The sequence below is a fragment of the Geobacillus sp. FJAT-46040 genome (assembly GCF_002335725.1).
Classification (GTDB): Bacteria; Bacillota; Bacilli; order Bacillales; family Anoxybacillaceae; genus Geobacillus; species Geobacillus thermoleovorans.
Genome location: NZ_NISS01000001.1, coordinates 1532944 through 1555999, shown reverse-complemented (window position 1 = coordinate 1555999; position 23056 = coordinate 1532944). Strand labels below are relative to the sequence as shown.

Below are 23056 nucleotides of genomic sequence, written 5' to 3'. Positions count from 1 at the left end.
GGGTTGAAGCTGCACCTTCAAGTGACCGATCAAGGGCTGCCAATGGGGTATGTGGTGACGGAAGCATCTTGCCACGATCGAATCGCAGCCGAAAGCGTGATGACCCAAATTCCCCACCCGTATAACTTTGGGGACAAAGGATTCATTAGCCGTGACTTGCAAAAAAGGCTGTACGAAGAATACCAAATGGCGCTTTGGACTCCGTCTCGAAAAAACCAGAAACATCGTGCGTCTGAGACATGGGAGCAGTGGATCCAACAAAAACGCAAAGTGATCGAGACGGTGTTCTCGGTTCTGGTTGACCACTATCGCATCACGGGGATCCGAGCCAATTCGATTATCGGATTTGAAGTGGCACTAGACGGTATATTGTTAGCTTATTCCCTGGTTACACTTAGGCTAGTTGAGCGCTAAAGCTCAACTAGCACCACGGGTGTTTTTCGTTTTTGGTTAAGTACACTTCAAATCCTCGAGCTTTTAAATGATTCTCTAATACCGCCAAAAATCCAAAGCTTCAACCAAGCTGTTTCTGCATCTGTAATCGCCTATCTCGTAGCCTTGATGCCTCTGTTGAAGATTGGTGTTCATGGTAGTAAGGAATTCATTTAAAATTCCAATCTTATTTCTTTTGCTTTACTGATGATTTTCTTGTTTGGGTCAACGACGTCACTCGTAATCATTTTCACCCATTGCACATCTTCCCCGTTCGGCTCTTTTAGAATAAACCCTAGATTACCTTGTTTCGTGCCGTTTCCTTCAATTTCCCCATGTAAGTTTTCAAGATAAATATCTTTTTCCCAATCAAACTTCTCGCCTGTACTTGATTCCAATAAAGCTACCGGCGCGAAATTTACTTTCTGTGAAGATGTATTTTTGATCTCTACGAATACTTTGATAAAGTCGAACTGTTCCTCATGCGTTAAGGCGTGAAAATAATCAATAAGGCTGTAATCAGGAATTAAATGAATCACTTTCACGTCTTTAACTGTAAGTTGAATTGGTCCAACATTGTATGTCTTGTTTACGATTTTTATTTTCTTTAAAGTAGCTTCTCCCTTTTCATCTACATAATAATCACCTGGTCTTTGTAAATTCTGGTCATCTGTTACCTGCGGGTTTGAAATATATTCGTTTGTCTCTTTTGGTAGCTTATCTTGCTTTGTATCTTTGGTCGACTTATCCATTAGTTCGTTTTTTGTTTGCTGTTGAGTATCTGAATGAGGAGCCTTGTTTCCGTGATCTATATGTTGGCCGCATCCGACAAGCAAAGTTATCAGACTTGTAAGCAAAAATAGTTTTTTCATCATCGTTTGAACCTCCATATGCATATCAAAAAAGTTCCCGTTGCTTGAGTGGGCAACGGGATGGGTGTTCTTTTTCAATGCTTTTTGGATCACTACTTATCTTCAATGACAATGTTTTGTTTTCCTTTTCTTCCTAAAATATCAAAAATGATTTTGGCATGATCCGTGTTCTCTATTTGCCCAACGAAACGTTTACTTCCCGGACCGTATGCATAAACAGAAACATCTTCCCCGGTATGGCCGCTTGTTGTCCAGCCAGTATGTGAACGTTTGTCAAAAATACGTTCGATCGCATCATCCACTCTTCTTACACCTTTATCCTTGTCCGTTTTCCCTTGTTCAGCGGCATCTTTCACAGATTGTATTTCTTCAGCCGTCAATTCCAAATCGATATACTTTTTCAACGTCTCTTCAACATCGGCACCATTGGCAATCTCTTGTGCCATAAAGTCAGGCGTGCGTTTTGCCGCTTTAATTGGCGCACCGAACCAATTATAAATGCCGTCTGCTCCAATGGAGTAACCACCGGTAGAGTGGTCAGCTGTAGCGATAACAAGCGTATGCTTGTCCTTTTTTGCAAACTCTATAGCCGCTTTGAATGCTTTTTCAAAATCCTCCATTTCACTCATCGCAGAAACAATATCGTTGTCGTGTCCCGCCCAGTCAATCTGGCTTCCTTCCACCATCAAGAAGAAACCATCTTTATCTTTGCTTAAACGCTTAATCGCCGATTTTGTCATTTCTTCCAGGGAAGGAATGTCTTTCGTTCGGTCGATCATTTTCGGAAGTCCTCTTGGCGCAAACAAACCAAGAACTTGTTCGTTTTGATCTTTTAATAATTCATTGCGATTCGTCACATAGCTGTATCCGTCTTTTTTGAATTCTTCCACAAGGTTACGATCCTTACGGATAAATAGATCGGTTCCTCCCCCTAGCAAAACATCGACTTTATGCTCGCCATTGATTAATTCATCATAGTAGTCATTGGCAATAGCATTCATATTTTTACGATGTTCATCATGAGCACCGAATGCTGCAGGAGTTGCGTGTGTAATTTCAGAAGTGGCTACAAGACCAGTTGCTTTACCTGCTGCTTTTGCAGCTTCAAGTACGGTTTTTACTTCTGAACCATCATTATCCACAGCAATGGCTGCATTATATGTTTTAATTCCAGCTGCCATCGCTGTCGCAGCGGAAGCAGAATCAGTTATATTTTCTGCAGGGTCTTCAGGATAAGTCATCTGTTGACCGACAAGATATTTGTCAAACTCTGTTCGCTCAACGAATTTTGTGTTTGGGTTGTCTTTTAAATAACGATATGCGGAAGTATAAGATACACCCATTCCGTCACCAATCATAAAAATGATATTTTTTACTTTTCCATGGTCATGATCTTTCTTTTCTTTTGCATCTGTTTCTGTGACGCTTCCCATTCCTAATAAACTTCCTAAAGCAATGGTAGAAACAACTGCCAAGGGTAAGATTTTTTTTCTGAACAATTTTAAACCCTCCTCAAAAATTTTTTTCAAGAACAATTGTATTGGAGAAATGTTAAGTCTTGTTTAATCGAGTTTAATAATTTTGTGTAAAAAAGGGAATAATAGTGTTTTTGGCAAGTAGAAAATGTATGAAATGGCAATTAAAAATGCATACATACACTTGCCAAATTCCATGGTTAACGTTGAGAGATTGAGTCTTTGTATCGGTGACTTTCACCATTGAAGATGATTAAATGAGAATGATGAATCAGCCGATCAATGACGGCCTCTGTTAAAATGGGATCGCCAAAGACATTATTCCATTGGCTAAAAGGTAAATTGGTTGTCACAATGATGCTTTTGGTTTCATAACACATGGAAATAACTTGAAATAATAACTCTGCCCCCTGTTTATGCAATGGAATATAGCCCAATTCATCAAGAATCAAGAGATCCAACTTTTCGATTTGATTGAGAAATTTACCAAGGTCACCTTTTTCATTGGCCTCCAATAAAGCATTGACAATGGAGGCGGCCGTATAGAACTTCACTCTTTTTCCTTGTTTTTTCATCAAATTGAGGGCGATGAGAGTGGAAAGGAATGTTTTACCGGTTCCCACTCCGCCATAGAAGATAAGGTTTTCCTGATTTTTCGTAAACTCACCTTCTAAAATATAATCTTTTGTGATGCCTGGGGCTAGTTGAATCTCCCGCCAATCATAAGGTTTATTTGGAATTTTCGGCAATGTCGCCTGTTTTAGTAGTAAATTTATCCTTCTCTCATCTCGATGCTGCACTTCTCGTTCAAACAGCTTCAGTAAAAATTCCTCATTTGTTTCCGCATGGATGGTATGGTAATTGGCTGGAATCCAGCTTAATTTTAGTCTTTTGGCATATTCCTTAATCATTTGTTCCATGATGCCACATCTCCTTGGGATTCGAATAGGCGGTCATAATGCCTTACTCCTCGGATGGCTTCCGGCATATCTGGAACGTGTTTTTTCGGTTGAATTGGCTCTCGTATACCTCTTCCATTGATTAATTGATAACACGAGTGTTGATTATCCAAAATTATACATACACCTTCCATAAATTTGGGCATACTCAAACAAAGCAGCGGCCATCCCGGATTTCCAATCGAGAGGAAGCTGCCCAGAGAAAAAACGGCGAACGAACGAAATGAAGGAAAGAGAGACGTTCGTCTGTTTTTTGGTTTGATCATACAGCCATCGCAGCAACACATACGCGATGAACGCCCCAAACAGCTGATTGTATACCGCATTTTCCGTCGTGCCAAACAAGGTCGGGACATTCAGATATTGCTTTACCCAGCGGAAAAAGACTTCAACGGTCCAACGTTGTTGGTACATGTCGGCAATGGTTTCCGCAGACGCATGGAAGAGATTCGTCACGACCCGAATGTCGCGGCCATTTGCATCTCGAAAGATCACTACCCGGTGACGCTTGGTCGATCGGCATTGTTTCGTCCCCAACTGGCACGTGAAGTCGGCTTGAACCGATGAGGATGTGCTGGAAAGGCGTTTCAAGCTTTTTTTCTGATGAAGTTCGATGTTGTCCTTCATTCGAATGACAAAGAGCTGATGCTGCTCCACAAATCGATCGAGGCGTTCGATTTTGACATACGCCCGGTCTTCCACCAGCACTTGTTGAGCGTTCGTCAACTGTTCTCCCACTGGGCCATCGTGACGCAGTCCGGTCGTTTCCACCACGTCTGCCGGCAGCGAGGATTCCGGCGAATACGCGACGTGCAGCTTCACTCCGGCGCGTTCGCCGTGATACGGAGCCCATGGGAGGCGGTTTTTCCCGACCGTGACGGTCGTCGAATCCACCACCCGAAGCGGTTTGGGAAACCGAAGCGAACGGCGGGTTTGGCGGTTGCACTTGGAAATGATCAACGCCAACAAGCGTTTCATGATGTCATAGGGAACTTCTTTCGCTTTCTTGGATACTGTGGAATAATGGAATCGCGGCAATCCATACAGAGGCCCCACATCGGCTCCGTGGCGAAAGCTTTTCCATTGATGCATGGCGGCCAGCAGGAAGAAGTGAATCCACTCGCGCAACGGAAAGGTTCGAGACGAATCACGATCCCCAACCGCTTCGGCAATCCGTTGAATCTCTTCATCCGAAACAAGTTTTTGCATCAAATTCGGGAGTGTGGTATGCTTGTTCATAGAGAGCACCTCCTGGGTTTGTTTGTGTCGTTACTCACATTCTACAGGAAAGGTGCTCTTTTTTCTATACCCTTTGGATTTTATTGGATAATCAACACGCCTGTGAAAAAACGATTGCCTAATACGATGGATGTTACCTTGGAATGTTTCGGGTGTAGATGGCTTATATGACGCTTTGGCGGCATGGAGCCGTCTTTTTTGCTGCTATGAAATGATTTCGTTTGTTTTTCATCAGTCTTCTTGAAAAATCTCTGCGTTTTTTCTCGAGATGGTGGCGAAATATTCAACGATTTTGTAAAATTATTGTGAAGGGCGATTGCGGATGGTCGTGTTGATGTCATGAATATGCAACGGTGCATTGAATTATATTAATATATTTTTGTTAAAATCGATAATAGTGACATACTATTAATCAATTGTGTTATAATAAATTTTGTAATCGCCCTCAAAAACAAAAGGGGTATCGGTGGAATCATTTCGAGCGATCGCTCGATGCTCTTTTACAACTATTCATGGATAGGGATGGTAAACATGGGCAACAAACAAGGAAAAACGGATGTCATCTTAATCGGCGCGGGCATTATGAGCGCGACGTTGGGGACGCTCTTGAAGGAATTGGCGCCAGAGTGGGACATTGTCGTCTTTGAAAGACTGGAAGAGGCAGGAGCGGAAAGCTCCAACGAGTGGAACAACGCCGGGACGGGGCATGCGGCGCTGTGTGAGTTGAACTATACGGTTGAGAAGGCCGATGGGTCGATTGACATCGGCAAAGCGATTAAAATCAATGAGCAGTTTTACGTCTCTTTGCAGTTTTGGGCTTATTTAGTCAACAGCGGTATTCTTCGTGACCCGAAAGATTTCGTCCGTCCGCTGCCGCATATGAGCTTTGTGCAAGGGGAAGACAATGTGGCGTTTTTGAAGAAGCGCCACGAAACGATGGCGGCCAATCCGCTGTTTAAAGGGATGGAGTTCACAGATGATCCGAAAAAGTTGGCCGAATGGGTGCCGCTCATGATGGAAGGGCGGGTGGTGGACGAGCCCATCGCGGCGACCCGCATCGAATCGGGGACGGACGTGAACTTCGGGGCGTTGACGCGCCAACTGTTTGAACATTTGAAACGGAAGAACGTGGAGATCCGCTACCGCCATCATGTCGAGGATATCAAACGGACAAGCGACGGTTTATGGGAGCTGAAAGTGCGGAATTTGGACACGGGCGCCGTTGAGCGCCATGCGGCCAAGTTCGTCTTCATCGGGGCCGGGGGAGGCAGCCTCCATCTGTTGCAAAAGTCCGGCATTCCGGAAGGGAAGGGAATCGGCGGCTTCCCGGTGAGCGGGCTGTTTATGGTGTGCAACAATCCCGAGGTCGTCGAGCAGCACCATGCGAAAGTGTACGGCAAAGCGAAAGTCGGCGCGCCGCCGATGTCGGTGCCGCATTTGGACACGCGGTTTATCGACAATCAAAAGATGCTGCTGTTTGGGCCGTTTGCCGGGTTTTCGCCGAAGTTTTTGAAAAACGGCTCGATGCTCGACTTGTTCACCTCGATCAAGCCGCATAACGTCTTGACGATCTTGGCGGCGGGCGTGAAAAATATGTCCTTGACCAACTATTTGATCCAGCAAGTGCTGTTGTCGAAAGAACAGCGCATGCAAGAGCTGCGGGAATTCGTCCCGACGGCGAAAAGCGACGAATGGGACATCGTCGTGGCGGGTCAGCGCGTGCAAGTGATCAAAGACACGGAAGCTGGCGGCAAAGGAACGCTGCAGTTTGGCACGGAAGTCGTCCATGCGGCTGATGGTTCGATCGCGGCGTTGCTCGGCGCGTCGCCAGGGGCATCGACGGCGGTTCATGTCATGCTTGAAGTGATGGAGAAGTGCTTCCCAGAACGGATGAACGAATGGCGGGCGAAAGTGAAAGAGATGATTCCGTCTTACGGCGAGTCGTTGATGAAAAACGAAGCGCTGTTGCGGCAAGTGCAAGCATCCACAGCCGAAGCGCTCGGATTGAACGGCCACTTTGCGATGCAGTTGGCGTAGGTCCATGCCAATTGCGGCCTGCTGGGGATAGCTTGGCCGTCTGTGAGAAACAGCTGCCTGAAGACGAAGGGCAGCTGTTTTCCTATTTTGATTGTTGTTCTGTTGATGGGATCAAAGATGTGCGGCGGAAGCCTTGAACACCGCTCGCGGCTGCGTGATGGGGCAAAATCGGTTATACTGTAAAGTAAGTAAATGGATGGAATGGGAATAGACGTTTTTACGCTATCATTTGCTTCACGTTGAATAAACCTGTGTCGCGGTTCGTCCCTTGGTTTTTGAACAATGAGGAGATGGTCAGACAACTCCGCGGTGGCAGGCGAATAGGCTAGGGTGAAGGGGGTGACGCAATGATGAGGTGGGTGTCGGCTTTGGAAAAGCGCAATTTTTTAACATCGTTTTTGCAGCAGCATCGTTTGAAGCATCCGGATGCCCGATTTGTGCTTAAGTATTTGCTTCAACACCCCCATTTGCTTGAGAACGTCCATTTTACGGAAACCGAGCAAAAGCAGGCGCGGTGGCTGATCATTTCGACTGCGATGGCGGAAGAGGAAGGGCTCGTCTTTTATCGGCGCGGTCAAAAAAGCACGAGTTTGGCCGCGATTATGGGCGATTTGGCGCTGCATCCGAACGAGCCGCTTTATTTGACGCTTCATTTTCCAGGAAAGGCAAGGAATTTTTCGTACCTTCGGCTTATTGATCACCAAGCGTTTGAAAATGTCAGACGGCACGAGCGGCATGAGAAAATGGCGAAGGCGGCCGAGCAAGTGTTGGATGAGGCGCTGAAACGTCATGAACTGTCGGTGTTGAAAATGCAAATTGACCAGGCGCTTGACCGAAAAGATATGGCGTTGTTTCAACAGCTGACGGAACAGTTGAAAAAATACGAAGGACAAAACAGCTAAACGGGCTGCGGGCCTGCATGGGGCAAGCCCGCAGCCGGCGCTGGCCGCTGAACGCGGCAGTTGGGCATCGGGTGGGAGTGCTAGTGTTGCACCGTGCGGCAGCGTCAGGAAAGCGGGATGATGGCCTCGGCGACGTTGTAGTCGAACGAATCAAGTTCGGTCGGGCGGCCGAGCACAAGCTTGGCAAGCTCTGCGCCTAAATATGGCCCGACGGTGAGCCCGGAAGAGCCAAGGCCGTTGGCTGCGTAAAGTCCGGTAAAACCGGGAAGCGACCCGAAGACAGGGAGAAATCCAGGCGTGCGCGGGCGAAACCCGACCCGTGTTTCCACGTAGGTGCACGCCGACAGCCCTGGCGCGACGGCGAGCGCTTTGTCCAGTATTTCGTGGATGCCGCCGGCGGTGGCGCGGACATCCATCCCCGCTTCATCTTCATGGGTCGTTCCGATGATGATTCGCCCTCTAGGGAAGGCGAGCATATACTGATTGTTCGGGGGCATGACGACCGGCCATCGGTCGGTCTCGCCTGCCAACCATTCGAGATGAACGATTTGTCCTTTTTGTGGAGTGACGGCAAACCGAACGCCCAGCGGCTCAAGCAGTTCGCCAGCCCATGCGCCGGCTGTGACGATGACCGCTTCGGCCGTGTATTTCGCTCCATTGACTTTCGCGCCGATGACGCGGGAGCCTTCAAACAGGAGTCGGGCGTTTCCGCGGATGTAGGCGGCGCCAAGCTTTTGGGCCGCGTTTGTGAGGGCGTCCCGCACCGCCCGGCCGTTCACTCGGGCGGCGCCGCTCACATATAGGGCATGATGCTCATCGCCAAGCGGCGGAAACAGCTCCTTCGCCTCTTGGGGATGAAGCCGCACGATCTCTCCCATTTCCGGCGCGTCTTCGCGCCGTTTGCGAGCGCGCTCCTCCATTTGTTTCAGTTTCTGTTCGTCCGTGTGCAGCCATAGGGCGCCGACGCGCGCATAACCGGTGTCCGTTTCCCCGAGCGCTTGCAGTTCTTCGATGAGGGAGGGGTAAAACTTCGCTCCGTTTTTGGCCAATCGGTACCATTTTTGGTTGCGGCGTTGCGACAGCCAAGGGCAGACAATCCCCGCCGCCGCATCGGTCGCCTGCCCTTTGTCGCCGCGGTCGATGATGATCACGTTTGCGCCTTCCTTGGCCAAATGGTAAGCGGTCGAGGCCCCTAAAATGCCGGCTCCGACGATGATGTACTTCATTCATGAACACCTTTTCCTTTTTTCTACTAGCATACCATAGACGGCGCCAATCGGGAACCGGTGTGGGCCGGCCCGAAAGCCGGCAGGCGTCAAAAAGGCGCCCGCGTCAAACGGTGTTCGGCATATCTCTTCCGTAAAAGATCTCATCCATTTCCCTTCTCAGCTTGGCGGTTGTTTCATTCGCTTCTTGTTCGCTCAAATCCTCTTTTGCATAGCCAAATAAGTAGTTGTCCAAGTCAAACTGTTTCAACTTGCATTTTGTGTGAAAAATATTCTCTTGGTAAATGTTTACGTCGATCATATCGTACTTTTCGCGAATGTGCTCCGGGATATAATCTTGAATCGACGTAATGTCATGGTCGATAAACAGCTTGTATCCGTGAATGTCGCGCGTAAATCCGCGCACGCGGTAGTCGATGATCATAATGTCGGCGTCAAATGAATGAATCAAATAGTCGAGCGCTTTGAGCGGCGAAATTTCCCCGCATGTGACGACATCAATATCGGCGCGGAACGTGCTGATTCCGTCATTCGGGTGGTATTCTGGGTATGTATGGACGGTGATATGGCTTTTGTCAAGGGAAAGCACCACCGCCTCCGGCAAAGGGCCGTCATCTTCGGGCACCTCGACGACCGGCCCCTCGGAAACGAGCATCGTCACGCTCGCGCCCTGCGGAACGTAATCTTGTTTGGCGATGTTTAACACATGGGCGCCGATCATGTCGGCGACACGTTTTAAAATATTCGTCAGCCGTTCGGCATTGTACACGTCGTCAATGTATTCGATATACGCCTCCCGCTCCTTCGCCGTTTTCGTATAGCAAATATCGTACATATTGAAGCTGAGCGATTTCGTCAAGTTGTTGAACCCGTGCAGCTTGACGCGCGGTGTTTCGTTCATCGACGGGACCCATCCTTTCGTTTTTTCTTAATTTGTCCCGTTGCTGGCGAAGATAGTAATTTTTTATTTGAAATGGAAGAAAACGGAATACGGGCTTGCCCTAATGGTCTATGGCCATTTCCGGGAAGCGTCCGCTTCAGCTCGCCTGTTTCGCTTGATATTCTTGAATGACCGACCGGACAATGTGAAGGGAGTCCCACTCCTTCGCCGAAAAAAAGACGATCGGATATTTTTTCGGGAAAAGCGTTTCTTGAATTTGTTTCGGCGGCATGCCTTTTTCGTATAAATCGATGATGTTGCCTTGAAGTTCAAGCAAGTAATCGAGTTTTCGCTGCAAGGCCTCGCGCCCGTTTGGGAGATAGCCGGCATGGGCGCAGAAGACGTCGCCGAAATCGTATGTCAACGTGCGTTGCAAGGAGGCGATGATCGCCGGGATGTTTTCCTCGCGCAAGATGACTTTCGTTTTCTCCTGACAGTACAAGTCGCCGCTGAACAATTGCCCCGTTTCGCGGTTCAAAAACGCCACATGGTCGATGGAATGGCCTGGCGTCGGGATGACGTCCCACGTTGCGCTTCGCGAGGAAAACGTCGCGCCGATGGGCTTGGCGGTGAATGGATCGCGCTTGCCCCAAAACACTTTTCGGTATAGCGGATAGTCCGCCTTTTGCTGGCAATAATGGATCATCAGTTCGTTCATATAGATGGGCAGGCCCATCTTCCGCTGCAAAAATGCCGCGCAGCCGGTATGGTCTTCGTGATAATGGGTGATGACGACTTGGTCGATGTCTTGTTGTTGGAAAAACGAAGTAAATTCGTTTTCCATCGATTTTGCGCCGGTGTCAATCAGCACCCCATCGATGACAAAGCAGCGGACGGTAAGACGGACGCCTTGAAACATCGCCGTTCCTTTGGCGATGCGCACATTTTGCACGGTCTCCGTTTCAAACCGCTTTTTGATCACTTTATCGAGCAGCATGGCGAACGGGCCTCCTTATTGGTGTGAGGATGTTGTTACCATTATACCACAACAGAATGAATGTTCATTCATTTGTTATTGGCGTTTCACACCCATCATGTGCTTGATGGGATGGAGAAAAGCGATGCTACAGTTAAGCTTACTTCAATCAAGCGTCTGTGAATATCCCCTCTCTTGGGGGATTGAACGTTTGATCAAAAGGAACGATTCGGAAATATGCAGGGGATGGTTTTGCGCAACTTGTATGATAAAATGATAGAAGATCGTATCGGAATGCGGATGCAATGGATGGACATTTGCGCCGACGCCTCCAATGGAGGACCGTCCATATTTCCGAAAGGTGAGAAGGGGATGTTCATGAAAACCGTTATTCACGCTTTCGCCATTTCGATCATCGTTCATGTGGTGTATTTGGCATCAACCATCGGCATAGGGTATTGGAAAACGAAGCTTTATAAGCCTGATGTGGGGAATGCTTGGGAGAAAGCGGCCATGCTGCAAAATGAGGTTGTGTTTGGCCAAACGGGGGCGCCGATTTTGTATTTGGTTTCGTTTGTAGGAGTGGCGGCGGTCAGCGCCTTGGTGATGCATGTGTACCAAATGGTTCGCGGCTAACAAAAAGGAAAAGGAAAAAGCCGGTCCCGAAGGGGAACGAAGCCTGTTGGGGCGGCTTTTCCGATTTTAGACGTTAATAGCCGTCCATCCGGCATCAGCTACAATGACCGTGCCATTGACGAGGATTTCACTACTCTATGGGAATAACGAAGAGAAAGGAGAACAAGGGGATGGCCGTTCTCCTTTTTCATGACGCAGATAGTGGAGATCAGTATTCATCTCTGTGAACATTATGGAGCAGGATCATATCCCACCACCGTCCATATTCCCGTCGCGTCTTGCCGGATCAGCCGTTTCAAATATACTCGCTTGATTGGAGTGTTGTGGGCGTCCACTTCTACGATGGCCTCCTTCCCGTTGTTTTGGATAATGCGCAAGTCTTCATAGTGATTTTGGTTTTTTCTCGGCGTTCAATTGATCGATATAATCGGATAATCGGCGTTCGTTGTCATGCATCGATGGACTCCTCCTTTGGATAACGGTTTTCTATGCATGTCGCTATGCCGATCTTCAAGGTGAAACAAGGACGAAGGCTGTGATCATTTCGATCATGGTGCATATCCGCGTTGTTTTGCCCATACACTGAAAGAAGAGGGGAAACAGGGAGGGAAGAGCGTGCAATTTTACTACGGTCCACATATGCCGCTGCGTATTTTGGATGAAATTGAATTTTGGAAGCATCAAGAAGCGGAACATACGATCGTCATTCGCGAGCTTGCGTCTGGATTGGAAGAGCCGTATGTGGAAGCGTTGAAAAAATGGGAGGAGGCGCTTTCGGCTGCGCATCAGCACGCGGTCCGTTATATTGAATCGGTGGTTCGGGCCGGCCATTATGTTCCTGAACAACTGCATCAACAAGTGCTCCATTTTGTGTCGTACTGCCTAGAGCAGAGCCTTCAGTTCATCGAATTATGCCGGCAAATCAAAACCCGCAGCAAAGCCGTCAGCCAAAACCCGACCGCCAAGGTGGTGCTCGATCACATCATTCGCGAATCGGAGTATTTTGTCGGCATCGCGCAGTTGTTGCTGTACGGTACTCATTCGGCATCGCCTGCACTGCGGACAGATTCATCGGCGACGTCATAGATGCAATGTAGTATAATGGAATTGGGTGCTTCCACCTATTATGATGAGCCACGAGGGGGACATAGCTGTGATTGTCACGACCACCAATACCATTGAGGGAAAAGAAATTGAAGAGTATTTGGGCATCGTAGCGGGAGAGGTCATTTTGGGCGCCAATGTCGTCCGTGATTTTCTCGCCAGCATCACCGACATCATCGGCGGGCGGAGCGGAACGTATGAAAGCAAGCTGGCCGAAGGGCGGGAGATGGCGATCAAGGAGATGGTCAATAAGGCGAGAAGCCTTGGCGCCAACGCCGTCATCGGGGTGGATCTCGATTTTGAAACGCTGCGCGACGGCATGATGATGTGCATTGCGACGGGGACGGCGGTGCGGCTGAAATCGTAATGGGAAAGCAGCGGGTCTATCGGCCCCTGCTTTTTTTTTTGCTTTGTCGGCTGCCGTTGTGGGGGTGTCAGTGCATCGGCTGTTGATGCTGATGGGGTTTTGCAGCTTGAAATAGGATTGACAGAAGAAAAAAAAGCGGTTTATGATTCGCATATATGAACAAATGCTCATATATTAAAATGTGAGGGAACAGCCATGAACGCAGAGGATCATTCGTTTTTATATATATGCTCATTGAAAAGTTAACCTTCGTATAAGTGGTTCCCACTCCGGTTATACTGCTCCTAAGGAAAAGCATGGAAAAGGAGCGGAATTCTGCATGAAACGTCTCAAAATCACCAACGATCACGGATGGACACCTCGGACACTTCGCAAACAGGAACGGAAAATCAAAAACACCCTTCTTCGCCAACGGGTGATGGCGGTTCGCCTGGTCATGGAAGGCTATTTGGGCAAAGAGGTGGCCTCCATGGTCAACGTGTGCCGACAAACCGTTTCCCATTATGTGTCGCTGTTCAACGAAGGCGGTCTGGAGCTCTTGCTTCATCGGGATTTCGCCCCCGGGCGGGAGCCGTTTCTCACCGAAGAACAGCAGGAAAAGATCAAACAGCTTGTGTTGACCACTACTCCCGCGGAACTGGGCTGGGACGTTGCTTCGGCGTGGAACACCAAACTCCTGCAATCCTATGTCGCAAAGCAATTCGGTGTTTCCATTTCCCGCGAAGCGCTGCGAAAACTCCTGCACCGCAAAGGGCTGTCGTGGACACGACCGACGTACACACTGGCGAAAGGAAATCTGGATGAGCAAAAACAATTTGAAAAACAAATGGATCTGATAAAAAAAAACTTGATCACCAAGGAGACAGAAGATGCTGTTCTTCTGTACATCGATGAAACCCATATCCGCTCTTACCATGTCTTGCGGTCCACATGGTCGGAAGTCGGCCGCCAAAAACAAGTGCCGACGTTTGGCCATCATGCCCACGTATCGCTGTTTGGCGCGGTCAACGTCCATGATGGTGAAACGGTGCTTCATCAAACGACCGCTGCCAATGCCGCGACGTTCTTGGATTTCTTGAGAATGCTCAAAGAGCGCTATTTAGACCGTCTCATGGTTTTGGTGTTGGATAACGCCCGCATTCACCATGCCAAAATGGTCAAGGAGTTTTTGCGGGAAGAAGGGCAGTGTTTTCACTTTATTTACCTTCCTCCCTATTCGCCACAGCTGAACCCGATCGAACGCTTATGGAAATGGCTGAAAGATACGGTGATTGCCAATGTATTTCACAAGGATCGCAACGATATCATTCAAGCCATTACTCGGTTTGTCAACTACATCCACGAACGTCCGGAGGAAGTGCTGCAGCGTTTAGGGTGTGCAGGATGACTGAGAAGTTAACTCTTCATGTTGCATGTATATAGATGAAAGTGTGATTGAGGAAGTGTCACGGATCTTTAAAGCCCTAGCGGATCCGACTCGGATGAAGATGTTGTATTTGTTGTCGCAGGAAGAATGCCATGTAGGCCATATTGCGGAAGTGCTCGGCATGTCGCAATCGGCGGTTTCCCATCAGTTGGCGCTGCTTCGGACGTTGCGGCTTGTGAAATATCGCCGTGAGGGGAAGATGTTGGTTTACTCATGTGATGACGAACATGTCATTTCGTTGCTAAAGCAGGCGATTGATCACGCACAACACCAATAAATAAGGAGAGAAGATGGATGCATCATCACGCGCACGGCCATTGTGATCACCATCACGGGCATCATCACGGCAGAGAAGGAAATCAAAAAGGGCTGGCGATTGCTCTCGGTGTAACGATCGGGATCATGGTGCTCGAGTTTGTCGGCGGGCTTGTGACGAACAGCCTTGCTCTTCTTTCGGATTCGGGGCATATGCTGAGTGATGCGGCTTCGCTTTTGTTAAGTCTGTTGGCGGTGTGGTTTGCGGCGAGGCCTGCATCGCCGAAGAGGACGTACGGGTTTTATCGTTTTGAGATTTTAGCAGCCTTGGTCAATGGGGTTACGTTGGTCGGGATTGCCGCTTGGATTATTTGGGAAGCGGTCGGGAGGTTTGTGAATCCACCTGCTGTCGCGAGCGGGCCGATGATGGCCATTGCTGTCATAGGGTTGCTGGCTAATTTGGCAAGCGCTTGGGTGTTAATGCGCAAAGGGGATGTCAAAGAGAACGTCAATGTCCGCAGTGCGTATTTGCACGTGCTCGGCGATGCGTTAGGCTCGGTCGGGGCGATCGCGGCAGGGCTTGTCATCTGGCTGTTCGATTGGTACGCGGCCGATCCGCTCATTTCCATCGCGGTGGCGGTTTTGATTCTAAAAGGAGCATTTGCCGTAGTCAAGCAGACAGTGCATATTTTAATGGAAGGAACGCCGGCGGCGATTGACCATGCGGAAGTGAAGGCGGCGCTCTCGGGCATTGATGGGGTGATCGATGTGCACGATTTGCATATTTGGACGATCACCTCGGGGCTTGATTCGTTAAGCTGCCATTTGCTCATTGAGGAAGGATGCGATGGACAGGCGGTTTTGCAGCGGGCGATTGATTTGGTCGAAACGCGCTTTCACATTCGCCATGCGACGATTCAAATTGAAATGCCGCATATTCGCCATGGGGAGATGGAAGTGTGAGGGCGGGTCATCCATGACCACGCCCTTCTGTTATTGGCTGACGCCAGTCCAATTGGTTTGCAAGGCTTCAAGGAAAATGCGCACGTTTTGTTTGTTTTCCATAATCGGTGCACAAATATAGGAAAACATTCGGTAAAACGGTGGATGGTTCAGGCGAACGATGGACAGATGGCCGTGCTCGATGTCGCGGGCGACGACGCTGCGCGACAGCAAGGACAGGGCGTTGCCGTTGATCAACGTTTCTTTAATGCCTTGGTTGCTGCTGATGATCATGAGCGATTTGACTTTCAGCCCGTTCGAGCGGATGAAATGGTTGAAATATTCCCTTGTTCCCGACCCGACTTCGCGCGCCACCCATGCTTCGTTTTGCAGCTCGGCGATCGTGACCTCCTCTTTTTGCGCCAGTTCGTGGCGGTTGGAGGCGACGATGACAAGCTCGTCCTGCATGAACGGATGAACGGACAGTTCTTTTTCGTTCGTTTGCCCTTCAATCAAGCCGATGTCGACTTGATATGATTTGACGAGTTCGACAATTTCTTTTGTGTTGCCGATCATGACCTCAAGCTCCAACTCTGGGTAACGTTTTTGGAAATCGGGCAAAAGCGGCGGCAAAATATACTCTCCAATTGTAAAGCTCGCCCCGATTTTCAATTTTCCTTTGACGGAATGATGGTGTTCCAAAATGTCTTGTTTCGTTTGTTCATAAAGCGCCACCATTTGTTTGGCGCGGTCGTATAGGAGCTCGCCGGTCGGCGTCATGCGCAGCCGCTTCGGGGAGCGGATGAACAGTTTCGTTTGAAACTCTTTTTCTAAATTTTTGATGTGCAAGCTGACGCTTGGCTGCGACAAATGGAGAATTTCCGCAGTTTTGGTGAAGTTTTTTACTTCAGCTAAGGTGATGAACGTTTTTAACTCTTCATAGTACATGTCCGCCTCTCCTCCGTCCCCATGATGACCGTACTATTAGAAATACTAATAGTTTTAATAATTTATATTTATTTTACTAATGTTTTGTTTTGCGGTAAAGTGTAAATATGATACCCTCATTAAAGTATACTTGGCTTATAGGAATAATGGAATTTGGCGTTTGTCCTGTCGTTGAGACCGAAACGGCGCCAATCGTTCCATTTTATTTTATATTGTGAGGTGGACACCGTTGCAGCTGCAAGTAACCAACAGTCCGTTTACCCAGGAGCAGATTGAGCTTTTGAATCGTTTGTTGCCGACGTTGACGCCGTCGCAAAAGCTTTGGCTGAGCGGGTATTTGGCCGCCGCCGAGTCGGCCGCTGCTGTGCTTGACGCCGAAGCGCCCGCACTGCTTGTCGGGGGCGGGAAACCGGTTTCGAAAGAAGTGACCGTTCTGTACGGCTCGCAAACCGGCAATGCGCAAAAGTTGGCTGAAAAAACCGGCAAGGCGCTCAAAGAGCGTGGTTTTGAAGCGAAAGTGTTGTCCATGCTTGATTTTAAGCCGAACGAATTAAAGAAAGTGGAGACGTTGCTCATTGTTGTGAGCACGCATGGGGAAGGCGATCCGCCGGACAACGCGGTGTCGTTTTACGAGTTTCTCCACAGCAAACGGGCGCCGAAGCTGAATCATTTACGCTTTTCCGTCTTGGCGCTCGGCGATACGTCGTATGAACATTTTTGCCAGACGGGGAAAGATTTTGACAAGCGGCTCGAGGAGCTCGGGGGAGAGCGGTTTTATCCGCGCGTCGACTGTGACGTCGACTACGAGGAAGCGGCGGCGAAATGGCTTGACGGCGTGCTTGCCGAGCTGAGCAAGGGGATCAATGCCGAGGCCGCGCCAGTGTTGTCGGCCGCTGCGGCCGTGCCGAAAGCCGAACCGGCGGTCGTCTATTCGCGGAAAAATCCGTTCCCGGCTGAGGTGCTGGAAAACATCAACTTAAACGGCCGCGGATCGAACAAAGAAACGCGCCATCTCGAATTGTCTCTTGAAGGATCGGGGTTGAAGTATGAGCCGGGCGATGCGCTTGGCATCTTCCCGAAAAACGATCCGGAGCTTGTCGATCTCATCATTCAAGAAATGAAATGGAACCCGGAAGAAACGGTGACGATCGACAAAGACGGGGAAGTGCGGTCGCTCAAAGAAGCGCTCACGTCCCATTTTGAAATCACTGTGTTGACCAAAGCGCTGTTGCAAAAGCTGGCGACGCTGTCGAAAAACAGCGAGCTTCAAGTGCTCGTTGCCCCAGGCAATGAGGCGAAGCTGAAAGAATACGCCAAAGGCCGCGACTTATTGGATGCGTTCCGCGACTTCGGCCCATGGGATGCGGCGCCGCAACAAGTCATCTCGATTTTGCGCAAAATGCCGCCGCGCCTGTACTCGATCGCGAGCAGCTTAGCGGCCTATCCAGATGAAGTGCACTTGACGATCGGCGCGGTCCGTTATGAGTCGCACGGCCGCCTGCGCAAAGGGGTGTGCTCGACGTTCTGCGCCGAACGCGTCCAAATCGGCGATACGTTGCCGGTCTTTGTGCAGCCGAACCCGAATTTTAAGCTGCCAAAAGACCCATCGACGCCAATCATTATGATCGGTCCAGGCACTGGGGTTGCGCCGTTCCGCGCTTTTATGCAAGAGCGTGAGGCGACAGGAGCCAACGGAAAATCGTGGCTCTTTTTCGGGGACCAACACTTTATGACCGACTTCCTGTATCAAACGGAATGGCTCGCATGGCTGAAAAGCGGTGTGCTGACCAAAATGGATGTCGCCTTCTCTCGCGATACGGAGAAGAAAGTGTATGTGCAGCACCGGATGATTGAACGAAGCAAAGAGCTGTTCGGTTGGCTTGAGGAAGGTGCTGTCGTCTACGTTTGCGGCGACAAGCAACACATGGCGCGCGACGTTCATCAGACGTTGATCGAGATTATCGAAAAAGAGGGCGGCATGAGCCGCGAACAGGCGGAAGCGTATTTGACGGAAATGCAAAAGCAAAAACGGTACCAACGCGACGTCTATTAATCTCTAAAGAAGGAGTGGAATCGGAAATGGCGAAAGTCGAGTTAAAAGCGCCGGACGGACCGCCAAGCGATGTCGAGCGCATTAAACAGGAAAGCCGTTACTTGCGCGGCACGCTTGCCGAAACGATGGAAGACCCGCTCAGCGCAGGAATTCCAGAGGATGACAACCGGTTGATGAAGTTTCACGGCAGCTACTTGCAAGACGACCGCGACGTGCGCACCGAACGGCAAAAACAAAAGCTTGAACCGGCCTATCAATTTATGATCCGCGTCCGCACGCCGGGCGGGGTGGCGACGCCGGAGCAGTGGCTTGTCATGGATGAGCTCGCCCGCAAGTATGCGAACGGCACGTTGAAGCTGACGACGCGCCAAGCGTTCCAATTGCACGGCGTCTTAAAATGGAACATGAAAAAAACGATGCAAGCCATTAACAACGCGCTGATGACGACGCTTGCGGCGTGTGGCGACGTCAACCGAAACGTCATGTGCAACCCGAATCCGTACCAGTCGGAAGTGCATGCGGAAGTATATGAGTGGGCAAAGCTGATCAGCGACCATTTGCTGCCGCGGACGAGGGCGTATTACGAAATTTGGCTGGACGACGAGAAAGTGGCGGGGACGCCGGCGGTTGACGGCGAAGAAGAGCCGATTTACGGACCGACGTATTTGCCGCGGAAGTTTAAAATCGGCATCGCCGTTCCGCCGTCGAACGACGTCGATGTGTTCTCGCAAGACATCGGGTTCATCGCCATTGTCGAAGACGGCAAGCTTGCCGGGTTTAATGTCGCCATCGGTGGCGGCATGGGGATGACCCATGGGGACAAAACGACGTATCCGCAACTGGCGAAAGTGATCGGCTTCTGCAAGCCGGATCAAGTCGTGGAAGTGGCGGAGAAAATTATGACCGTTCAGCGCGACTACGGCAACCGCTCATCGCGCAAACACGCCCGCTTCAAATACACGATCGATCGGCTTGGGCTGGAAGCGGTGAAAGAAGAAATTGAGCGCCGCCTCGGCTGGAGGCTCGGCGAAGCGCGCCCGTACCATTTCGAGCATAGCGGCGACCGCTACGGCTGGGTCGAAGGCGTCAATGGGACATGGCATTTCACGCTCTTTGTCGAAGGCGGCCGCGTCAAAGACTACGACGATTACAAGCTGATGACCGGCCTGCGCGAAATCGCGAAAGTCCATACCGGCGATTTCCGGTTGACGCCAAACCAAAACTTGATCATCGCCAATGTCACGAGCGAGAAAAAGCCGGAAATCGAGGCGCTCATCGCCAAATACGGCTTGACCGACGGCCGCCGGTACACCGCCTTGCGCCGCAACGCGCTCGCCTGTGTCGCCTTGCCGACGTGCGGCTTGGCGATGGCGGAAGCGGAGCGCTACTTGCCGAAGCTGCTTGATAAAATCGAGGAAATTATCGATGAAAACGGTTTGCGCGACGAAGAAATCACGATCCGCATGACGGGCTGTCCGAACGGCTGCGCCCGCCACGTGCTCGCGGAAATCGCCTTCGTCGGCAAAGCGGTCGGCAAATACAACATGTACCTCGGCGCTGCGTTCAACGGCACGCGCTTAGGCAAACTGTACCGCGAAAACATCGGCGAGGAGGAAATTTTGCGCGAACTGCGCATGCTCCTATCCCGCTATGCGAAAGAGCGGCTTGACGGTGAACACTTCGGCGACTTCGTCATCCGCGCCGGCATCGTCAAAGAAGTGACGGATGGGACGAATTTTCACGATTAAACTGATGCGGTTTCATTCGAACCGGTCTCTCTTGTGTTGGGGAGGCCGGTTTTTTGTCGCTTCTCTGTCAAGATGGTAAATGCCATTGAATGAATCTGAATTTAAAAAACAAGTGTTAGCGAAGATCAAACAGCTGAAAATCGGCAACGGACTGGAAGAAGACGTGTGGATGGGGCCATGTGCCAGCCAAAAGCAATTAGAGACGGTTCTTTCTTATATCGAAAAAGGGATCGAAGAGGGAGCGACATTGCTTTGTGGCGGCCGCCGCTTGGACGATGGGGAGTTGGCCAACGGATTTTATGTGGAGCCGACGGTGTTTGAAAATGTATCCCCGAACATGACGATCGCTCGCGAGGAAATTTTCGGGCCGGTGTTGGCGTTAATCAAAGTGAACACGTTTGAAGAAGCGATAGCTTTAGCCAATGACACGCCGTTTGACCTCAGCGCCTCGATTTTCACCCGAAATATTGAAAAAAATGTTAACGTTTATCCAAGATATTGAAGCCGGGCTCGTGCGGATTAACGAAGAAAGCGCTGGCGTCGAGCTTCAGGCGCCATTTGGCGGCATGAAGCAATCGAGCTCCCACTCGCGGGAACAAGGACGGGCGGCCATCGAGTTTTTCACGGCGATTAAAACGGTGTTTGTAAAAGGATAAGAAGTTGAGGAAAGTGCGCTGCCGTTTGGGCAGGGTGCTTTTTTAGCGTGAGGGAATTGGCAAAGGCGATTGTCGGCGAGCAAACGGTTTGCTTACATATAGAGGAAATAGCATGTGCGGGAGGGAGAGCGGCATGAGCCAATCAGGCGAGCAACGCCGGTATACGCTCGGCGAGTTCTTTTCTTTAGCTGGAGACGAGCGGATGGAGCTGTACGAAGGAACGATTGTGTTGATGTCCCCAGCTCCTTATGAGCATGAAGGGGTGGTCGCCAATTTGATTGCCGAGTTTCGCATGGCGTTAAAAGGAAGTCCTTGTCTTGTGTTCGGCAGCAACCTCCAAGTCGTTCTTTTGATTGAAGATGAACAAAAAGGAACGAAAAATGTAACGGTGCTGCCCGACCTATCTATTATTGGTGATCGAACGAAACTGCGCCAAGGTCGGTGTTACGGCGCCCCCGACCTAGTGGTGGAAGTGTTGTCGCCAAGCACCGCCCGCAACGACCGGCTGCTTAAGCGTCATTATTATGAGAAAGCAGGAGTCCGCGAGTACTGGCTTGTCGATTATCAGCACCAGGTGATGGAAAAATATGTTTGGCAATCGGGGACGTTTCAGCTAGAAGACGTGTACGATGCAGCCAACGGAGCGGCTGCATCGACCATGTTTCCCGAGGTGCATTTTTCCGTGAAGGAGATTTTTGCGTTTTTGTCGTCGTAAAGAGCGGCACAGGCACATACAAAATAACAACAAGCATAACGGCCGACTCAAAGAAATGATCCGTATCGCGAAACGGGCAGCAGAGTCGGACTTGCCAGTGTTCATTATGGGGGAAAGCGGAACCGGCAAGGAGCTGTTCGCCCAGGCGATTCATCAGGAAAGCCCGCGGGCTGACCGCCCATTCGTTCCTGTAAACTGTGCGGCCATTCCTGACGCTTTGCTGGAAAGCGAATTGTTCGGCTATGTGGAGGGATCGTTTACACATGCGAAAAAAGGAGGAAAAATCGGGCTGTTTGAACTGGCGGACGGGGGAAATGGTTAAATAAGTTGAACAAGAGCTTAGATAACGGACAGGCGGGCTTAGGCGGCCCGCCTGCTTTATCGTCATAAAATGACATTCTTAATTTTGTAGATTTCCCGTTCGTGTTCGATGACTTTGTTCGAGAGGAAGGTGATGTCAAGCTTGATGTTGTTCAGCTGTTCGGTGAATGATTGGGCATGGGAATCGACTTTTTTCTCTAAGGCGTCGAGTCTTTGGTGGATGGAAGAGACTTCGCCGTGAAGTTTATGCACGTCCATCGCGAGGGCGTCGAGTGCAGCGTCGGTTTCATCCTGGCGGTGAAGAAGAGCAGACATCAGATCATACAGCTCTTTTTGGCCGGCTTTGATATGGGCTTGTTCTTCTTCCAACCGCTTTTGGCCTTCAAGGAGAGCTTGCTGGATCCGTCGGAATTCTTCTTGTTCTTTCCGCATTTCTTGCTGTTCTCTTCGGATCTCCTGCTGTTCTTTTCGCATTTCTTGCTGTTCTCTTCGGATCTCCTGCTGTTCTTTTCGCATTTCTTGCTGTTCTCTTCGGATCTCCTGCTGTTCTTTTCGCATTTCTTGCTGTTCTCTTCGGATCTCCTGCTGTTCTTTTCGCATTTCTTGCTGTTCTCTTCGGATCTCCTGCTGTTCTTTTCGCATTTCTTGTTGTTCTCTTCGGATCTCCTGCTGCTCTTTCCGCATTTCTTGTTGTTCTCTTCGGATCTCCTGCTGCTCTTTCCGCATTTCTTGCTGTTCTCTTCGGATCTCCTGCTGTTCTTTTCGCATTTCTTGTTGTTCCGCTTCCAGCCGTTTGTGGCTTTCGACGAGGAGATGCAACGTGTTTTCGATATGACCGAGCCGGTCGAACAGTTGCAAGAGGATCTCTTCGCTCATGTTGGCCCCTC

The 23056-nt window shown here is 49.8% G+C and carries 21 protein-coding genes and 2 pseudogenes; 14 read left to right on the top strand and 9 right to left on the bottom strand.

From position 1 onward, the window contains the following. Positions 1-414, top strand: a 414-nt coding sequence (locus tag CD000_RS08270; RefSeq protein WP_143425279.1) for an IS982 family transposase, incomplete at its 5' end; no start/stop codon positions are given. Positions 415-605: 191 nt separating this feature from the next. Here the strand turns inward: CD000_RS08270 and CD000_RS08265 are convergent. The 4 genes from CD000_RS08265 to CD000_RS08250 all read right to left on the bottom strand — a co-directional run bounded on the left by CD000_RS08265 (position 606) and on the right by CD000_RS08250 (position 4977). Further along, on the bottom strand, positions 606-1307 hold the full coding sequence (locus tag CD000_RS08265; protein WP_233130415.1) for a hypothetical protein: 702 nt from the start codon (positions 1305-1307) through the stop codon (positions 606-608). A gap of 89 nt (positions 1308-1396) precedes the next feature. Beyond that, positions 1397-2803, bottom strand: coding sequence for an alkaline phosphatase (locus CD000_RS08260; protein ID WP_096225428.1), 1407 nt, complete (start codon positions 2801-2803; stop codon positions 1397-1399). 176 nt (positions 2804-2979) lie between these two features. Continuing rightward, complete coding sequence (gene istB / locus CD000_RS08255; RefSeq protein ID WP_013399917.1) at positions 2980-3699, bottom strand: IS21-like element helper ATPase IstB; 720 nt, start codon at positions 3697-3699, stop codon at positions 2980-2982. Positions 3700-3843: 144 nt separating this feature from the next. Next, the gene (locus CD000_RS08250) at positions 3844-4977 is read right to left on the bottom strand and encodes an IS4 family transposase (protein WP_096225427.1); all 1134 of its coding nucleotides are present in this window, start codon (positions 4975-4977) and stop codon (positions 3844-3846) included. A gap of 522 nt (positions 4978-5499) precedes the next feature. Between CD000_RS08250 and CD000_RS08245 the strand changes: the two genes are divergently transcribed. Together CD000_RS08245 and CD000_RS08240 are read left to right on the top strand one after the other, a co-directional pair. Beyond that, a complete protein-coding gene (locus CD000_RS08245) occupies positions 5500-7014 on the top strand; it encodes a malate:quinone oxidoreductase (protein ID WP_198962530.1) in 1515 nt (504 codons plus the stop codon). A 350-nt stretch (positions 7015-7364) separates the two neighbouring features. Next, positions 7365-7916, top strand: coding sequence for a YpiB family protein (locus CD000_RS08240; protein WP_096226263.1), 552 nt, complete (start codon positions 7365-7367; stop codon positions 7914-7916). Between the two features lie 104 nt (positions 7917-8020). Here CD000_RS08240 and CD000_RS08235 read toward each other — a convergent pair whose 3' ends face one another. From CD000_RS08235 to CD000_RS08225, 3 genes are all read right to left on the bottom strand, one after another. Beyond that, positions 8021-9142 carry an NAD(P)/FAD-dependent oxidoreductase gene (locus CD000_RS08235; protein WP_096225425.1) on the bottom strand — a complete coding sequence of 374 codons (1122 nt, stop codon included), beginning with the start codon at positions 9140-9142 and terminating at the stop codon, positions 8021-8023. 106 nt (positions 9143-9248) lie between these two features. Then, positions 9249-10043, bottom strand: a complete 795-nt coding sequence (gene speD, locus CD000_RS08230) for an adenosylmethionine decarboxylase (protein ID WP_096225424.1) — start codon at positions 10041-10043, stop codon at positions 9249-9251. A gap of 136 nt (positions 10044-10179) precedes the next feature. Next, on the bottom strand, positions 10180-11019 hold the full coding sequence (locus tag CD000_RS08225) for an MBL fold metallo-hydrolase (protein WP_096225423.1): 840 nt from the start codon (positions 11017-11019) through the stop codon (positions 10180-10182). Positions 11020-11376: 357 nt separating this feature from the next. On the opposite strand from CD000_RS08225, the gene CD000_RS08220 reads away from it, so the two are divergent. From CD000_RS08220 to CD000_RS08190, 6 genes are all read left to right on the top strand, one after another. Beyond that, the gene (locus CD000_RS08220) at positions 11377-11634 is read left to right on the top strand and encodes a hypothetical protein (RefSeq protein ID WP_096226262.1); all 258 of its coding nucleotides are present in this window, start codon (positions 11377-11379) and stop codon (positions 11632-11634) included. 615 nt (positions 11635-12249) lie between these two features. Further along, positions 12250-12720, top strand: a complete 471-nt coding sequence (locus CD000_RS08210; RefSeq protein WP_096225422.1) for a DUF2935 domain-containing protein — start codon at positions 12250-12252, stop codon at positions 12718-12720. Between the two features lie 67 nt (positions 12721-12787). Continuing rightward, the gene (locus tag CD000_RS08205; protein ID WP_011230901.1) at positions 12788-13105 is read left to right on the top strand and encodes a YbjQ family protein; all 318 of its coding nucleotides are present in this window, start codon (positions 12788-12790) and stop codon (positions 13103-13105) included. A 319-nt stretch (positions 13106-13424) separates the two neighbouring features. Further along, positions 13425-14492 carry an IS630 family transposase gene (locus CD000_RS08200; protein ID WP_096225421.1) on the top strand — a complete coding sequence of 356 codons (1068 nt, stop codon included), beginning with the start codon at positions 13425-13427 and terminating at the stop codon, positions 14490-14492. 25 nt (positions 14493-14517) lie between these two features. Continuing rightward, entirely contained in the window at positions 14518-14808 is a 291-nt protein-coding gene (locus CD000_RS08195; protein WP_096225420.1) for an ArsR/SmtB family transcription factor, read from the top strand. Between the two features lie 17 nt (positions 14809-14825). Then, on the top strand, positions 14826-15749 hold the full coding sequence (locus CD000_RS08190; RefSeq protein ID WP_096225419.1) for a cation diffusion facilitator family transporter: 924 nt from the start codon (positions 14826-14828) through the stop codon (positions 15747-15749). Positions 15750-15779: 30 nt separating this feature from the next. On the opposite strand, the gene CD000_RS08185 is transcribed toward CD000_RS08190, so the two are convergent. Beyond that, positions 15780-16676, bottom strand: coding sequence for a LysR family transcriptional regulator (locus tag CD000_RS08185; protein WP_096225418.1), 897 nt, complete (start codon positions 16674-16676; stop codon positions 15780-15782). Between the two features lie 229 nt (positions 16677-16905). Here CD000_RS08185 and CD000_RS08180 point away from each other — a divergent pair, with 229 nt between their 5' ends. From CD000_RS08180 to CD000_RS08160, 5 genes and pseudogenes are all read left to right on the top strand, one after another. After that, positions 16906-18729 carry an assimilatory sulfite reductase (NADPH) flavoprotein subunit gene (locus CD000_RS08180; RefSeq protein WP_096225417.1) on the top strand — a complete coding sequence of 608 codons (1824 nt, stop codon included), beginning with the start codon at positions 16906-16908 and terminating at the stop codon, positions 18727-18729. Between the two features lie 26 nt (positions 18730-18755). Continuing rightward, positions 18756-20477: an assimilatory sulfite reductase (NADPH) hemoprotein subunit gene (gene cysI, locus CD000_RS08175; protein ID WP_096225416.1), complete on the top strand. Its 1722-nt coding sequence runs from the start codon at positions 18756-18758 to the stop codon at positions 20475-20477. 100 nt (positions 20478-20577) lie between these two features. Continuing rightward, positions 20578-21133: pseudogene (locus CD000_RS08170) on the top strand (aldehyde dehydrogenase family protein); the annotation flags it as partial. Positions 21134-21266: 133 nt separating this feature from the next. Then, positions 21267-21848: a Uma2 family endonuclease gene (locus tag CD000_RS08165; protein ID WP_096225415.1), complete on the top strand. Its 582-nt coding sequence runs from the start codon at positions 21267-21269 to the stop codon at positions 21846-21848. A 34-nt stretch (positions 21849-21882) separates the two neighbouring features. Then, a pseudogene (locus CD000_RS08160) lies at positions 21883-22161 on the top strand (sigma 54-interacting transcriptional regulator); the annotation flags it as partial. A 71-nt stretch (positions 22162-22232) separates the two neighbouring features. Here the strand turns inward: CD000_RS08160 and CD000_RS08155 are convergent. Next, entirely contained in the window at positions 22233-23045 is an 813-nt protein-coding gene (locus CD000_RS08155) for a coiled-coil domain-containing protein (RefSeq protein ID WP_096225414.1), read from the bottom strand. Positions 23046-23056: the final 11 nt, after the last annotated feature.

Bases quoted from the DNA above. Each gene is read 5' to 3' on its own strand.
- CD000_RS08265 (WP_233130415.1), bottom strand. From the start codon at position 1,307: ATGATGAAAAAACTATTTTTGCTTACAAGTCTGATAACTTTGCTTGTC.
- istB (WP_013399917.1), bottom strand. From the start codon at position 3,699: ATGGAACAAATGATTAAGGAATATGCCAAAAGACTAAAATTAAGCTGG.
- CD000_RS08250 (WP_096225427.1), bottom strand. From the start codon at position 4,977: ATGAACAAGCATACCACACTCCCGAATTTGATGCAAAAACTTGTTTCG.
- CD000_RS08245 (WP_198962530.1), top strand. From the start codon at position 5,500: ATGGTAAACATGGGCAACAAACAAGGAAAAACGGATGTCATCTTAATC.
- CD000_RS08240 (WP_096226263.1), top strand. From the start codon at position 7,365: ATGAGGTGGGTGTCGGCTTTGGAAAAGCGCAATTTTTTAACATCGTTT.
- CD000_RS08235 (WP_096225425.1), bottom strand. From the start codon at position 9,142: ATGAAGTACATCATCGTCGGAGCCGGCATTTTAGGGGCCTCGACCGCT.
- speD (WP_096225424.1), bottom strand. From the start codon at position 10,043: ATGAACGAAACACCGCGCGTCAAGCTGCACGGGTTCAACAACTTGACG.
- CD000_RS08225 (WP_096225423.1), bottom strand. From the start codon at position 11,019: ATGCTGCTCGATAAAGTGATCAAAAAGCGGTTTGAAACGGAGACCGTG.
- CD000_RS08220 (WP_096226262.1), top strand. From the start codon at position 11,377: ATGAAAACCGTTATTCACGCTTTCGCCATTTCGATCATCGTTCATGTG.
- CD000_RS08200 (WP_096225421.1), top strand. From the start codon at position 13,425: ATGAAACGTCTCAAAATCACCAACGATCACGGATGGACACCTCGGACA.
- CD000_RS08195 (WP_096225420.1), top strand. From the start codon at position 14,518: ATGTATATAGATGAAAGTGTGATTGAGGAAGTGTCACGGATCTTTAAA.
- CD000_RS08190 (WP_096225419.1), top strand. From the start codon at position 14,826: ATGCATCATCACGCGCACGGCCATTGTGATCACCATCACGGGCATCAT.
- CD000_RS08185 (WP_096225418.1), bottom strand. From the start codon at position 16,676: ATGTACTATGAAGAGTTAAAAACGTTCATCACCTTAGCTGAAGTAAAA.
- cysI (WP_096225416.1), top strand. From the start codon at position 18,756: ATGGCGAAAGTCGAGTTAAAAGCGCCGGACGGACCGCCAAGCGATGTC.
- CD000_RS08165 (WP_096225415.1), top strand. From the start codon at position 21,267: ATGAGCCAATCAGGCGAGCAACGCCGGTATACGCTCGGCGAGTTCTTT.
- CD000_RS08155 (WP_096225414.1), bottom strand. From the start codon at position 23,045: ATGAGCGAAGAGATCCTCTTGCAACTGTTCGACCGGCTCGGTCATATC.